The 14424-nt window shown below is 42.4% G+C and carries 11 protein-coding genes; 4 read left to right on the top strand and 7 right to left on the bottom strand.

What is annotated here, in order from left to right; genetic code table 11:
- Positions 1 to 282: 282 nt before the first annotated feature.
- The gene (locus JMX13_RS04520; RefSeq protein ID WP_201610060.1) at positions 283 to 1986 is read right to left on the bottom strand and encodes an NAD+ synthase; all 1704 of its coding nucleotides are present in this window, start codon (positions 1984 to 1986) and stop codon (positions 283 to 285) included.
- Positions 1987 to 2943: 957 nt separating this feature from the next.
- Between JMX13_RS04520 and JMX13_RS04525 the strand changes: the two genes are divergently transcribed.
- From JMX13_RS04525 to epmA, 3 genes are all read left to right on the top strand, one after another.
- The gene (locus tag JMX13_RS04525) at positions 2944 to 4104 is read left to right on the top strand and encodes an AI-2E family transporter (RefSeq protein WP_201610062.1); all 1161 of its coding nucleotides are present in this window, start codon (positions 2944 to 2946) and stop codon (positions 4102 to 4104) included.
- A 129-nt stretch (positions 4105 to 4233) separates the two neighbouring features.
- On the top strand, positions 4234 to 5346 hold the full coding sequence (locus JMX13_RS04530; RefSeq protein WP_201610407.1) for a 4-phosphoerythronate dehydrogenase: 1113 nt from the start codon (positions 4234 to 4236) through the stop codon (positions 5344 to 5346).
- A 107-nt stretch (positions 5347 to 5453) separates the two neighbouring features.
- Positions 5454 to 6479 carry an EF-P lysine aminoacylase EpmA gene (gene epmA, locus JMX13_RS04535; protein WP_201610064.1) on the top strand — a complete coding sequence of 342 codons (1026 nt, stop codon included), beginning with the start codon at positions 5454 to 5456 and terminating at the stop codon, positions 6477 to 6479.
- Positions 6480 to 6610: 131 nt separating this feature from the next.
- Here epmA and JMX13_RS04540 read toward each other — a convergent pair whose 3' ends face one another.
- The 6 genes from JMX13_RS04540 to JMX13_RS04565 form a co-directional block, all read right to left on the bottom strand.
- A complete protein-coding gene (locus tag JMX13_RS04540; protein ID WP_201610066.1) occupies positions 6611 to 7249 on the bottom strand; it encodes an NAD(P)H-binding protein in 639 nt (212 codons plus the stop codon).
- Positions 7250 to 7513: 264 nt separating this feature from the next.
- Positions 7514 to 7963: a YaiI/YqxD family protein gene (locus JMX13_RS04545; protein WP_021814375.1), complete on the bottom strand. Its 450-nt coding sequence runs from the start codon at positions 7961 to 7963 to the stop codon at positions 7514 to 7516.
- A complete protein-coding gene (locus JMX13_RS04550; RefSeq protein WP_201610068.1) occupies positions 7963 to 9327 on the bottom strand; it encodes a 5-(carboxyamino)imidazole ribonucleotide synthase in 1365 nt (454 codons plus the stop codon). Before JMX13_RS04550 ends, JMX13_RS04545 begins: the two co-directional genes overlap by 1 nt.
- A 290-nt stretch (positions 9328 to 9617) precedes the next feature.
- The gene (purE, locus tag JMX13_RS04555) at positions 9618 to 10178 is read right to left on the bottom strand and encodes a 5-(carboxyamino)imidazole ribonucleotide mutase (RefSeq protein ID WP_201610070.1); all 561 of its coding nucleotides are present in this window, start codon (positions 10176 to 10178) and stop codon (positions 9618 to 9620) included.
- A gap of 99 nt (positions 10179 to 10277) precedes the next feature.
- On the bottom strand, positions 10278 to 11243 hold the full coding sequence (locus JMX13_RS04560; RefSeq protein WP_201610072.1) for a metallophosphoesterase: 966 nt from the start codon (positions 11241 to 11243) through the stop codon (positions 10278 to 10280).
- Between the two features lie 170 nt (positions 11244 to 11413).
- Complete coding sequence (locus JMX13_RS04565; protein ID WP_201610080.1) at positions 11414 to 12022, bottom strand: rhomboid family intramembrane serine protease; 609 nt, start codon at positions 12020 to 12022, stop codon at positions 11414 to 11416.
- Positions 12023 to 12521: 499 nt separating this feature from the next.
- Here JMX13_RS04565 and JMX13_RS04570 point away from each other — a divergent pair, with 499 nt between their 5' ends.
- Complete coding sequence (locus JMX13_RS04570; RefSeq protein WP_201610082.1) at positions 12522 to 14189, top strand: hypothetical protein; 1668 nt, start codon at positions 12522 to 12524, stop codon at positions 14187 to 14189.
- Positions 14190 to 14424: the final 235 nt, after the last annotated feature.

A 14424-nucleotide genomic window follows, 5' to 3' on the forward strand; every position in this document is an offset into this window, starting at 1 on the left:
GTAGAGAGCCATGTTTGAAATAGTCTCTATATTTTAAGGCTTTTGAACTTACTTTTCCAGATTAGGGACACGCCCTAGTAGATAATGAAAATATTTATCGATAAAAACTAAAAAAGCTGGGTAAGAAGCACCCAGCTAATTATAAAACACTTGAATGATATTATATAAAATTATATAAAAACTGAAAGTTATCCAACCTTTTAGTTTGTCATTTAAATAGACGTTACTCTAAAAAATAACGGCATATCTAAAAGGTTGTAATGATAAATCAGTGGTTAAAGCCTAGCCTTTGATTGACCATTTATTCACCAGTGGATAACGGCGCTCACGACCAAAAGCTTTATGGCTAATTTTGGTACCAATCGGTGCTTGCGAGCGTTTGTACTCGCTGTTATCAACCATTTTAATGACTTTGGCGACCAGGTCAGCATCAAAGCCTTTATCGACGATATCTTGATATCCCATATCTTCATCGATATACGACATTAAGATACCATCTAAAACATCATAATCAGGCAGGCTGTCTTGGTCTTTTTGATCAGGACGCAGCTCAGCCGATGGTGGACGCGTAATCACGCGCTCAGGGATAACCGGCGTATCTTCTAAGCGGTTACGGTAGCTAGCAAGTTTATATACTTGCGATTTATACACGTCTTTTAGCACATCAAAACCGCCAGCCATATCACCGTATAATGTTGAATAACCAACAGCTAACTCTGACTTATTACCCGTGGTGATAACCAAATGACCGAATTTATTAGACAGTGCCATTAGCACCACACCGCGTGCGCGCGCTTGGATATTCTCTTCGGTAGTATCAGCAGGTGATTTATTAAATAATGGCGCTAAGGTATGACGGATGCCTTCGACCGCATCAAAAATTGGGCAGACCGTATAAGAAACGTTTAAGCGACGGGCCTGTGCTTGCGCATCTTCTAAGCTGATTTGTGAGGTATATTCGTATGGCATCATCACCGCATATACTTTATCAGCGCCTAGCGCATCGACAGCGATACACAAGGTCAAGGCTGAATCAATACCGCCTGATAAGCCAACAATAATGCCAGTGAATCCCGAAAGATTGACGTAATCACGTAAACCAACGACTAGCGCTTGGTACATCTCCGACTCACGGCTTAATGATAAAGGCGTTTTTGCTTGCGTATCAAATTTTGCCGTCTTTACGTCAAATGTCGCTAGCATGAGCTGATTCATAAAGCGCGACGCTTCATGTGCAACGCTGCCATCGGCTTGAATTGCCATAGAGCCACCGTCAAATACCAAATCATCCTGACCGCCAACGGCATTCAGATAAATGAGCGGTAAATTATTTTCGCGGCTACGTTTGGCCAGCATGGTTTTACGGTTGTCTTGTTTTTCAATCTCAAATGGCGAAGCGTTTAAGCTCACAACCAAGTCAGCGCCTTGTTTCTTAAGCTCGGCAATCGGACCTTTTTCCCACAAATCTTCGCAGATAAGCAGACCAATAGTAATACCTTTATAGTCAAATAAAACTTGATTGCGACCTTTATCGAAATAACGACGCTCATCAAATACGCCGTAATTTGGCAAGATTTGCTTATGATAAAAACCTTTCTGATGACCGTTGTGCAAAATTGCTGCTGAGTTAAAGGTACCATGATGGTCAACATGCGGGTAGCCAACAATCATCACGATGTCATCTATATCACTCAAGCTTGATAGCGCGCTTTTGATACGGCCCGATAAGCTTGGGCGTAGCAACAAATCTTGCGGTGGGTAGCCCAATAATCCTAGCTCTGGGAAGATGATGACATCCGCACCTTGCTCACGAGCTTGTATTGCAAGCGTGCGCATTTTTTCAGCATTGGCAGTGATATCGCCCACTAAAAAATGGGATTGTGCTAGCGCAAAAGTAACGCTTTCTTGCGGTTTAGACGCCGTATAGGTGTCATTTGACGAACTAGAATTGGGGTTATCAGTATCTTTTGTAGTGTCTTTTGACATTGTTATTGTTCCTATCAATAGGTTGTTTAAATGTGTTGAATCTGTCTTGGTTTCAAATAAAACCAGATCAAAATAGTTTTTAAAATTAATGCAAAATATAAGTATATACTCATGCTCTCAAAACACGATTCTTGAATAGTGAATCTATGCTAAGCACAACGCTTGGATAGGCATTAATACAATGCGCATCGACAATACCAAAATATGCAACGCTGCTCTAAAAGGCAAATTATTAAGACCGTTTAGAGTAGGGGGCAAATAAGGATTGTAAGAGGTAATTTTCAAAACGCTACGTTTGATAATGACAGAAATAAATAAGGTCACACCAACTTGGCAGCATTTAAGCGTTCAAATTAATCCCTTTAGTATAACATCAATTATCCGTACAAATAGAACTGAGCATTGATTTAGCGCGCCAGTCATTACAGTAGAAGTCAGTAGAAAAAGCAAAAAGGCGATAAATAGCTATTGTTTTAAAGGAATGGTTTTACTTGATGACTTCCAACAGTAAATATCAATATTCGTGCCTACTACGTAAAGATAATTGTAAGTAAAGGTTACAACATAGCCTTATTTATCTAGTGTGCTTTGAGGCATAATAAGCCGTTGCTATGGTTTGGTTTTACGCTGTAAATATAGACGGGTAATGTAGGCGGATATCGAATAAATACTGTTTTTATCAGCGCAAGCTATTTTTATAGATTAATACTGTTTTTATAGCTGATTAAGGTGTTTGTCAGAGCGCTCTATGGTACGGTAGCGTTATTGTTGGCGTGATTTGTCGCAACTATTTGATACTTAACTTATCAACCAAACCTATTGCTCAAAATTTACACTGCAAAATACTATCTAATGGATATAGATAATGGACATAATCTGTGATTTCTATCCACCTATTTATAAACTTTACAGCAGAGCCGAATTGGCTGTGTGCTGCCCGCTCTTGGTTTATACGCTATGATCGAAAACTGGACAAAAGAATTTATTATTCAGCGCTTATTGGCCATTACTTTGCTAGTTGTGCTGATTGTATTGTGTTTCCAAGTCGTACAGTTTTTTATTGTACCGGCACTGTGGGCAGCAATTTTAGCGTATGTCACCTTTCCTATTTATAATTTTTTTCATCAACGAGTTCGTTTTAGCTCAAATCTTAGCGCCGCAATTATGACGGTGAGCATCATACTTATGATTGGTGTGCCGCTCGTCGTCGGTGTTTTTATCTTGCAGCAAGAAGCGCTAAGCCTGATTACTAATTTAGTCTATCGTATCAAAGTTGGCTATTTAGACGTGCCTGACTCGATAAAGGACTTGCCAATCATCGGTCAGCAAGTCAAAGATGTGCTATGGAGAATCAATAAGAATCCTGAAGGGACGTTAGAAGCCTTTCGTCTGTGGGTGCAGTCGCATCTATATTATGGCAAAGTGGCATTTGATGTGGTATTCAGTGGTTTGGCTAAGCTTGGCATGGCGCTGATGACACTGTTTTTCTTTTATCGTGATGGCACCAGTTTGGTACGTCAAATCCGTCAAGCGCTACGCAATGTTATTGGTAATCGCATCGATGGTTATATTGATTCGGTCGGTACGACCACGCGCGCAGTGGTTTATGGCATTGGTCTGACCGCGTTGGCACAAGCACTCCTCGCTGGTATTGGTTATTATTTCGCTAGTGCGCCAAGTCCTATTTTACTGACCATCGTCACTTTTATCATTGCTTTAATTCCCTTTGGCACGCCGTTTGTTTGGGGCGGAGTATCTATTTGGTTATTAAGCCAAGGCCATACCGTAGAAGGTATCGGTTTAGGGCTTTGGGGCATATTGGTCATCAGTTGGGTTGATAATCTTATCCGTCCTATCGTCATCAGTGGCGCGACCAAAATCCCTTTTATCATTATTTTTATCGGAGTATTGGGCGGTCTTACGGCGTTTGGTTTCGTTGGGTTATTCATCGGTCCTGTGGTATTGGCAATTGGCCTTGCAGTATGGCGTGAGTGGATATCACAGCATAAGAATGAATTATTTGCTGAGCATGAAGTGATGTTGGCTGACGGTCGAAAGTTACCTAAAGTTGATGTGCAAAGTGAAGATGAAACAGTAACTTCTACTGACAACTTATAAATTCAAAAGAGAAATGCATAAAGTTCGCTATAAAAATATACGTTTCTAATAATTCGATTGTTGATAATAAACCTTTATAAATAGGGATGTTTAAAGATGCCTAATGCCAGCATTATGACTAATGAAAATATTCGTCCTCTGACCATCGTTGCCGATAGCAATATTGCCAGTCTCGATGAATTTTTTAATGCATCGACGCTTGGGCAAGAGACTATGCGCACGGTGAACATTATTACCGTCGCTGGACGTGCTATCAATGCTCGATTGCTCGCCGAATGTCAACCTGATGTACTATTGATACGTTCAGTGACGCGAGTGGGCGAGCCTCTACTGGCTGATAATAAGAGCGTTAAGTTTATCGGTTCGGCGACTATCGGCACCGATCATGTCGATCAAGACTATTTGGCAGCGCGTAATATAACCTTTGCCAATGCTACTGGCTGCAGTAAGCATTCGGTTGCGCAATATGTATTAACCGCTATCTTAACCTTGTGCCCGCAGCATTGGCAGCCATCGATAGCGCCAGTGACATTGGGTATTATCGGACTGGGCAATATTGGTAGTACTCTTGCTCAATATGCCTATGATTTAGGTTGGCAGGTATTGGGTTACGATCCGCTACTGCCTGCATCGAATATTAATAATGCCAGCTTTGAGCAAGTATTGAGCCAAAGTAATGTGATTAGCTTGCATGTGCCACTGACTGATAAGAGGGATGATACTCACCCGAGTGGTAGCGATTATCCAACACGGTATCTAATCGATAAAAATGCATTAGATGCAATGCCGTCAGAGACTTTATTAATCAATAGCGCGCGCGGGCCTGTGATTAATGCAGCTGAATTAGAAGCAGATATTAAGTGTACTGGACGCCAAGTGGTGCTTGATGTGTTTGAGCATGAGCCAGAAATTTCTGAGCAGTTGCTATCCAAACTTGCGATTGCGACTCCGCATATCGCCGGTTATACGGTCGAAGGTAAGCTACGTGGTACGCAAATTATCTATGATGCGCTCTGTGAGAAACTGGCCGTCAGCCCTGTGCAGTCTATGCACACACTATTACCACTCAATATGTTTTTATGGTCTGAGCTAAAGACACATCCCGAAAGGCTAATTAAGTTTTATGACATTATGCAAGATGATGCCTCACTACGAAGCAAGTTAGCTGATGGGCAAGTAAAGGGTATAGACTTTGATCAATTGCGCCGAGATTATCACTTACGCCGTGAATGGCAATCGTAAAAGTTAGGCACTTTTAAAAGTTAGCTAGTTTTAAAGGTCAGGCAAGCTTAAAACCTAAAACACCATTTCAAAATCTATTTTTTATTCTTAAATGACAGTAAATAATAATGAACCAAGCAAGCAATTCTTCTTTGAAACCTAGCTATGCGCCGACCATGACCGTATCAATGGCACAAAAACGTGCGCAATTTATGAGTGATATTCGGCAGTTTTTTGCCACGCGTCAAGTGCTCGAAGTACAGACGCCATTGTTATCACAAGCAGGCAATACCGATACTTTTTTGCAGTCAGTTGCCGCGCAGGTTACTTACCAAGATAAACCTTGTACCTATTATTTGCATACTTCGCCTGAGTTTGCCATGAAGCGCCTACTTGCCAGCTGGCAGGTGCCCATTTATCAGATTTGTCCGGTATTTCGAGATAATGAGATGGGTATCCGTCACAATATTGAATTTACCATGCTCGAATGGTATCAGCCGAACTATAGCCTGGATGATATGGCCGCTGAATTGGGCGAGCTACTGGAAGCGCTTTACGGCTATCCGATTGTGCTAAGTCATTACCGTTACGTCGATGCTTTCATGGATTTTGTGGGTATTCATCCGCTGACTGCCGGTATTGCGGCACTACAAGCCGTGGCAGAAGATAAAGGTTTAACAGGCTTTGATTTTAATAGTACAGAAAGCGGCGCAGCCAACAGCGAAGAGGGTATTCGCCAAAGTTGGTTAGATTTATTATTTAGTCATGCGGTCGAGCCAAATCTGGGTCACGATTTGCCGACGTTGATTATAGAATATCCACCTGCAACTGCGGCATTGGCGAAAACGGCGGTGGATAAAGACGGTAATACAGTCGCTAAACGTTTTGAGCTTTATATTAATGGTATTGAGATTGCCAATGCTTATGATGAACTGGCAGATGGGCAGGCCTTAGGGGAACGTTTTGAGCGCGACAATCAATTACGCCGGCGTCATAACTTGCCACAAATGCCAATTGATGAGCATTTATTAGCAGCGTCTGATGACTTGATACCTTGCAGCGGTATCGCTGTTGGTATTGATAGGTTGCTTATGGTCATCACAGGCGCTAGCAGCTTAGAGGACGTGATTCCTTTTCCCAGTGGTTTGGCTTAGTCTTAGTCGCCCTGTAATAAATATAACGCAGCCGCCGTTTTTTCCGATAGCCAATCATAATAAAAGCGAGTAAACCGGAAGTCTTACTCGCTTTTTCTTTCTGTACATACTATATAGTTGCATGAAATTTACTATAACTGTGCAATCGCTTCATTAATTACGGTTTCACCGTTGTGCATGCTAAAAACTTTCTTAGTCGTATTGTCGGCATCAAGTACCGCAGCTAACGTCGTAGCCACATCTTCAATTGAGTTCTCACCCGCATTGTCATCGTTGATAGTGATTTTACCAGTCGCTGCAAGCTCTTTTAGCGCACCTGCTTGCACAATAGTGTAATCAAGGCTGCTGTTATTGACTAACCACTGATCAGCGTAATGCTTGCAGATATAGTATTCTTTTAGGTCAGCAATACCAGGGCTGTCCCACTTACTGGTGTCTAATGAAAATACCGTACTCAGCATTATATAGCGTTTGATACCTTTATCTTCTACGGCTTGCATGGTCTTAACCGCGCCGTGTAAATCGACTTCTAAGACGTCCTTACCACCAGAACCGGCGACAAAATAGACGGCATCAATATCTTGCTCGATTTGATGTTGAATAGCCTCTTTTTTAGCAGTAATATCTAAATCTAACTGAATATAATTGTCATCATTAAATAGTTTTTCATCTTGACGGGTTGTGCCTATCACTTCATGGTTATCTGCTAATAACTGCTTAACCAAATCTGTACCGACTCGACCACTGGCGCCAATTACTAAAATTTTCATTATCATTCCTGTTTTTATATGCGTTTTATATACGTTAACGTCATCTTAAAACCAGTTGTTCAAAAACTAAGTGTTTTAAAATCTGCATATAGCGTAACAAGAATGACGAGCACAATTCGTTATGAAGCGTGCCGTTTGCATGGTATTTGGTTATGGAGTGTATACGGTTTGCAAGCCTGCTATTTATAAAAGCTGCTATTTATAAGAATAAGAAAGTTAGAACAAAGGTTAGAAAAGTTAGCTGTCAAATAATGAGTAAGAAAATTAACGCACCAAGCGATTAAGACCATCGGCAAAGGCTTTTTTATCACGGTCGCCATAGGGTTTTTGGCCGCTCATTTCTTGCAGCTCGAGCACGCCAGTGCCGCGCATGGTATCCATAAAATCACGCATATTGAGCTTTTGCTTGATATTGTTTTTATCATAGACCATCCCGCGCGTGGTCAAAACCATACCGCCTTTATCTAAAATATCATTTGCCAAAGGGATATCGCTAGTGATGGCCAAATCGCCAGGCTGGATTTGTTCGACGATATAATCATCGGCTTTATCAAACCCTGATGGCACCACGGTCATAACGAGCAGCGGTGATTTGCGTAATTTAATGGGCTGATTGGCGACGAATATCGCCATGGTTTGCGTACGTTCAGCCGTTTTGATAATCAAGTCTTTGGCAATCAGTGGCACTGAATCAGCATCTACCCAAATCTGCATTATTTCTTGGCCTTATCTGTGTTTAATAATGCGTTTATATCTCCTAAAGCCTCTGTTTGGCTGTCTTTAACATTGATATCAACCTCTTCTACAGCGTGGTCTATTTCCGCGTTAGTTGCTTGCTCTAATGTTTTTGCTGGGTTCTCAGTAACCGTAGGCGCTAACTTTTTATCAAGACCGACTTTATTGGGTAAGACAGCAACCAGTTTAGCAAGGGCAATATCTAAGTCAGCAACGTCGTTTGGCATTAAGGTAATATGCGCAATCTTACGATCTTCACGCTCCGCCTTATGGTAGCTATGATAATGCGCCCCATCTATGTTTAACACCGCGCTGATATCAGGATACTGCCCCAATACATTAAGCATAATCGCTGGGTGGACGTTGTCGGTATCGCCCAGAGGCAGATTGACCACAGCGCGGATATGATTCTCAAATTGGCTGGTAATCGCGCCTTCGATACTCCAATGTCCAGAGTTGTGGACGCGCGGGGCAATCTCGTTGGCAAGCAGATAGTCGTTACCACGAGTATCTTTGCTCACAAACAGCTCAAGCGCCATCACACCAACATAACCTAGATGATTCATCACAGTGGTAATGGCATCGGTTGCTTGTTGAAACAAATGGCTGGTACCAACGGCTGGCGCGCGAGTTTTGGCCAATATGCCATTATGATGATGGTTTTCGACCAAATCATAGCAGCGTACTTGACCATTTTGCGCGCGTGCAGCAATGATAGACACTTCACGGCTAAAGTTAATAAAGCCTTCTGCAATAAGTGGCGCAGGCGTTGGCGTCAGTGCGCTTTTACCACTAACCGCATCTTTAAGCTCATGCCAAGCTACGTTAATATCGCTTTCTTCTTTAATAACAAACTGACCTTTGCCATCATAACCGCCGCGGCTGGTTTTTAGGACAATAGGCAAGCCCAGCTCGTCACAAGCGTGCTTTAATTCTGCCTCAGAATTGACCGCCATAAATGGCACGGTGGCGATATCAAGCTCATTAAACATGTGCTTTTCTTTTAAGCGATCTTGGGCGATATCAAGGGCAATCGGTGGCGGAAACATGCCTTGTTTGCTACCAGATTTTGATAGGCTAGCCAATTGCTCAACTGTGGTAGTAGGGGTATTTTCAAACTCTAAGGTAAAGACGTCAGCTGCGGCAATAAATGCTTCTAATTGCTCGCTATGAAAAACTTTTCCGTATAGGCTGGCAGGACATTCGGCATTGTCTTCTAAAAATACACACTGATAACCGAGCGGGATGGCGGCTTCGGCGAGCATCATACCAAGCTGACCGCCGCCTAAAATACCGATGGTACGAATGGTTTGGGTAACAGGATAAGCGTTCGCTGTAGTCATGGTAGGCTCTTTACATTAAAAATGAATAAGGGGTTTTGATTATTAATATCTGGAATTTACGGTATAAAACTTATGCTAGTAAAATAGGAAAAGGTGCACTGTATGCACCTTGTGTTTAGTAGAACGCATCTGATCAAAAATATCAAGTTTAGAGCATTGCTTGTTAGATTTGGTATTCAGGTTTGATATTTAGCGTAAAGAATCAGATGATTGTGCTCAATATTTTTTTGTTAAAATTGCATTTCTGTTAATGAGGTTTTTTGCCAAAACTTAATGCAATCTGGCTAGTGTTACTGATTAATAATACCCGGTGTTGGACTAGCAAGGATGGTATCGGTTTGCGCTTGACGCATATTATCCAGCTTAGTCGCAATTGTTTCATCGTGCAATGCTAATACCTGAATAGCAAGGAGAGCAGCGTTATACGCGCCAGCCGCACCAATTGCTAAGGTCCCAACGGCCACGCCTTTTGGCATTTGCACGATAGAGAGTAGGCTGTCCCAACCACTGAGCATCGATGATTTTACAGGCACGCCAAAGACGGGTAGCGGCGTTTGGCTAGCGCACATACCGGGCAGATGAGCCGCACCGCCAGCCCCAGCGATAATCACTTGTAAACCGTTACCTTTAGCACTTTTGGCGTAATCAAACAATCTATCAGGTGTACGATGCGCTGACACCACTTCACATTCAAAGGCGATATCAAAGTCGGCAAGTAGTTGCGCCGCTGCACTCATGGTTGCCCAATCAGACTGTGAGCCCATGATAATACCTACTTTTGGCTGACCAGCAGGAGAGGTGATTGGACTAATTTGTTCAACAGTAGTAACGGTAGCCGATGTAGTGCTCATGCTTTGATATCCTCAAAAAGACCATCATACAAAAGTTTTGCTGCCTTCGTAAAGCCAAGTTTGCTGTTTAATGGCAAAGCGGGCTAAATAACGCTGATTTTATACGTTTATCTTTGAGTCTTCATCATGGCGATATTGTACAAAATTATAAGCTTTAAGCGGTAATGGCTGCTCGGTATCGAGCTGATAGCAGGTTAGATAACCGCTATCAATCGCTGCTGAATAATCAGTACAAGCGACCTGCGGGCTAAGGGGTTGCGGCGCGCCGGTCAGCCAATAATGACCAACGAATACCGGTTTATGGGTTTTAAGGGCAAACTCGATATTTTCCGCTAGGGCATCACTTGGTATTTGCGCCAATCCTGAGCTGGGTGCACGGGCAATCTCGTGAATGGTGCGTTTATTCAGCTCATCAAGCCACCAGCGTACGCGTACTTGCGAGCGTGCCGCACCATCTTTATCGACCATGACTAAACCATCGGGTAACGCGGTTTCTACGCCTTTTAGCACGCGCTCAAGCGCTTCATAAGCAGGGCTATGCTTTTGCGCCGTGGCGACAACGGCTGCGGTCGTCAAGCAATTATCGGCAGTCAAAAGCGGCTTTAATACTGCCATGCTATCGACATCCCAGCAAGCGTGTACAAAGCAAGCATAGTCAGTCTCAAGCCACAATGGAATCTCATAAAAGCGCTGCAGCCAATATTGATGCGCTTTTGAGCCAAAGGGTACTTCGGCTAAAAATGCTTCATGCTGGCGCACATGAACATCGCTATGTGAGCGTAAATAGCGCTCAGGTTGCTCTGGGTCAGGCATGGCAAAGGCTAGTGCATTATATTCATGATTTCCCATCACCGCATCGGCAACATCTGCATCTAACATAGCAAATACTATCTCTAGCGACGCTACTTGCTGCGGTCCACGGTCAATGAAATCACCAATGAATAGCGCCCGATGACCAGCTGGCGGTACAAAATGAGTGCCATTATGAACATAGCCCAACTGCTTTAGTAGACCAACTAACTTGTCGGCATAACCGTGAATATCACCAATCACATCTATAATCATAATAATTATCAAATTCTTAAATATTTTATTGAATGTAAGTTTGCGCAAAACGCTTAGCGGAACTAATACTGGCTCAAGTATTTAAACTGCCCTCATAAACCAAGCTTTCATTTCGATATTCATTATTGAACTTTATTTATAAGCTTGATTACTCGGTTTTACTATTTAGCTTAAAACCCAGGAGACAATAGCGCATTTAAAAAGTGCGGTAGAACTTGAGGCTCTAAAATAATAGTTGCAACTATCCCAAACGCGCCGCCCCACATGTGTGCCATATGATTGATATTTGAGCCGCCGCGTTTATCGGCGTAAATACTATAAGCAATATAAGCAACTGCAAACAATATCGCTGGAATAGGGATAACGGCAAATAGATAAATCTTTTCCCACGGTGCTAGTAGAATAAAAGCAAACAGTACCGCCGATACGCCGCCTGACGCTCCAAGGCTTAGATAGCTAGCACTATTTTTGTTTTTAATATAGCTTGGAATCATCGCGACAACGATAGCCAGCACATAAAAAACCACGAAACCATAACCGAATAAAAATGGCTGATACAGACCTTCGATCGCACGACCAAAAAAGTATAGGGTGAACATATTAAACAGCAGATGCATTCCATCAGCATGAATAAAACCATGGGTCACAAAGCGATCCCATTGACCATTATTCACCGCTGGCGGATAAAAAATCAGCCGATTAAACAAGGTTTTGTTTTGCCATGCCAATAGACTGACAATAACGGTAATTATGATAATAAGCGTCGTATGGTTAAACAAAGGAGAGTCCTTAGGCCGAGCCTGATAGAAGGCATTGTTATAGAGCGTAGTGCTTAAAGACCAAATAAGTTGGATACGTAATAGCTAAATATGGTTGGTGATAAATAGCTAAAGCTGAAACCAACAGTGATGCTAAGGCAAAAAACCAATAGACGACAAAATTATGCTTTAATAATCGTTTATATTGAATAATATAACAGCGCAACAGGCAACTAAGTAATGCTTCGTATACTGACCGTAAAGTTTAACGACAGAATGAAAATTAACCAAAAAACAAGCAAATAGTAAGCGATATTTATTTAGATTTATAACCATTTAAATAACAATAAAGCGTTATATAAATAGCAGGCAATTTATATGCCCCTATTACTTGTTAACGGCTGGCCAGTTAAACGCGCAGTTTCATAACCGTGCTATAGTCTACAGCGTATAAAACTGAAGTCAAAAAAAGAAATCGCTGCTACATATCCTAAATCAACGCCGACAAAGGCAACAACTTATGAATATCATCGACCAATTAGAACAAACAGTGACCTCAGCGGTGTTGGGTGGCTATAGTAATGACGGCAATATTAGCGGCGTCTACGTTAATGACGACAATACTGGTCAAGTTGATAACGGCAGCGTGTCTCATGTTAGCTTATTAGAACAGTTTTATGCCATGTTGGCGGCGCGTTTGGCGTTACCCCAAATTTGCTCGCAGTTACTGCGTGATGATGAGCCGATTGCTAATGACAATATGGTAGAGACACCGTTATTTGAGCAGTTATGGCAAGCACCAAACTCGCGCCAAACCATTATCCAAGAGCTTGCAGCGACCCATCATGTTGATGAGGTGACTACCACGAAGCTTATTATGAATGCAGCACCTTTGGCTTATCGCGAGCTTAAAGTAATGGCAAACGGACAGTTTTTGCCGGCATTTTTGCAAAGCCAACAACCGTCATTTCGTCATTACCTGCCGATATGGTCGGCTCCATTGATTACCGCGGCGCAACATGATGAGGATGAGCTGTTTAATGCTCAAAGCGCGGTAGCAGATATAACAGACGCTCCTGTTTCATTAAATAAGTATGATGCCACTGCAGCAAGTAGGATGACTTCTTCTGCGAACGTGGTAACAGAATCAAACCTAGCAATAGAACCAAACGAGGCAGCAGAACTTGCTAATGAAAGTTTTGATAACAGTCTAGATACGAGCGCTATTCATGCCAATCCTGCTGAGCACCACTTAGCAGAAAACGGCAGTCTTAAGCGCCAGAAAGTACGGACACGTAACCAACGCAATGATTTATTGATAAGAGTGTTTTTATTACTGGCGGCAATTACAGCGATTGGGTTGGTATGGGCATTGTTAATTAAGCCTAATAAGGCAACGCCTGTAGAGCCAGTTGTGACTGCGCCTGCTGTAATAGCGCCTATCGCTGAGCCGCCAGCGCAAACCTTAACGCCGGTTGAGCTTATCGTTGGCGTAGATAATAGTGGCAATCTTTATACCTGCACTGCCTCTGTCGGTGATGTTGCACTCCAAGATACGCTGCAACAAGCGCTTAATAGTAGCTTTGGTGAGCAGGCGGGTATGTGTCAATTTACAGTGCAAGAAGGCATTGCGAATAATATTGCCAATATGCCTATAAAGGTACTACCCAATATTTTGACACTGTTAAGAGCGACCCCATTTGCTCGTTTGCAGCTGCAAAATGATCGCATGATGTTGGAAGCGCCAGATAGCATGCAGCTGCAGCAACTGGCTACAGATATTCGTACTTTAGTACCTACGATGATGGTTGATAGTACCGCGCCGCTGCCATTATCTAATAATGACGGTATGGGAGCTGCTGATATGAATGGCGCAAACAATCAGTACGATGTTAACAACTACAATGCTAATAACAATGTTAACGGCAATAATGATTATCAAGCTACGGACGATGATACAGGTGATAGCGTGATGCCAGCACCGGCGCGCAATAATGATTTTAATAATCCGCCTATGTATGACCAACCTAGCAATAACGCTGCCATGAATAACGTTCCTATGAATAATGCGCCTGTAAATAACGAACGTCCAGCATCTACCAGGCCGCCGGGACCTTTCTCAGAATCTGAAGTTGATGATATGGCAAGCAGTGTTATCGTGGCGGAACCTGCCCAAGTCAGAAGATAATTAAAGTTAGAATAAGACTACAATAAGAGATGTATAGGAAGTAATGAACTCAAAGTAAATAGCTAAAAGGAGGGCAGTAGCAATAATTAACTGTCCTCCTTTTTTCTGCTTATAGCTAAGTAGACATGGTAGGAATAAAAATTGTCATAATAAATGCTTGTTGAAAATGACTGCTTAGCTTACGGAGTAGCGAGATTTCGTCTGTTTATATGTTAGTAATTTGTACTTTAAGGGT

The sequence above is a fragment of the Psychrobacter immobilis genome (genome assembly GCF_904846285.1).
Lineage (GTDB): Bacteria > Pseudomonadota > Gammaproteobacteria > Pseudomonadales > Moraxellaceae > Psychrobacter > Psychrobacter immobilis_D.

Coding starts and splice junctions, on each gene's coding strand:
- JMX13_RS04540 (WP_201610066.1), bottom strand. CDS start 7,249: ATGAAAATTTTAGTAATTGGCGCCAGTGGTCGAGTCGGTACAGATTTG.
- epmA (WP_201610064.1), top strand. CDS start 5,454: ATGAACCAAGCAAGCAATTCTTCTTTGAAACCTAGCTATGCGCCGACC.
- purE (WP_201610070.1), bottom strand. CDS start 10,178: ATGAGCACTACATCGGCTACCGTTACTACTGTTGAACAAATTAGTCCA.
- JMX13_RS04545 (WP_021814375.1), bottom strand. CDS start 7,963: ATGCAGATTTGGGTAGATGCTGATTCAGTGCCACTGATTGCCAAAGAC.
- JMX13_RS04560 (WP_201610072.1), bottom strand. CDS start 11,243: ATGATTATAGATGTGATTGGTGATATTCACGGTTATGCCGACAAGTTA.
- JMX13_RS04520 (WP_201610060.1), bottom strand. CDS start 1,986: ATGTCAAAAGACACTACAAAAGATACTGATAACCCCAATTCTAGTTCG.
- JMX13_RS04550 (WP_201610068.1), bottom strand. CDS start 9,327: ATGACTACAGCGAACGCTTATCCTGTTACCCAAACCATTCGTACCATC.
- JMX13_RS04525 (WP_201610062.1), top strand. CDS start 2,944: ATGATCGAAAACTGGACAAAAGAATTTATTATTCAGCGCTTATTGGCC.
- JMX13_RS04570 (WP_201610082.1), top strand. CDS start 12,522: ATGAATATCATCGACCAATTAGAACAAACAGTGACCTCAGCGGTGTTG.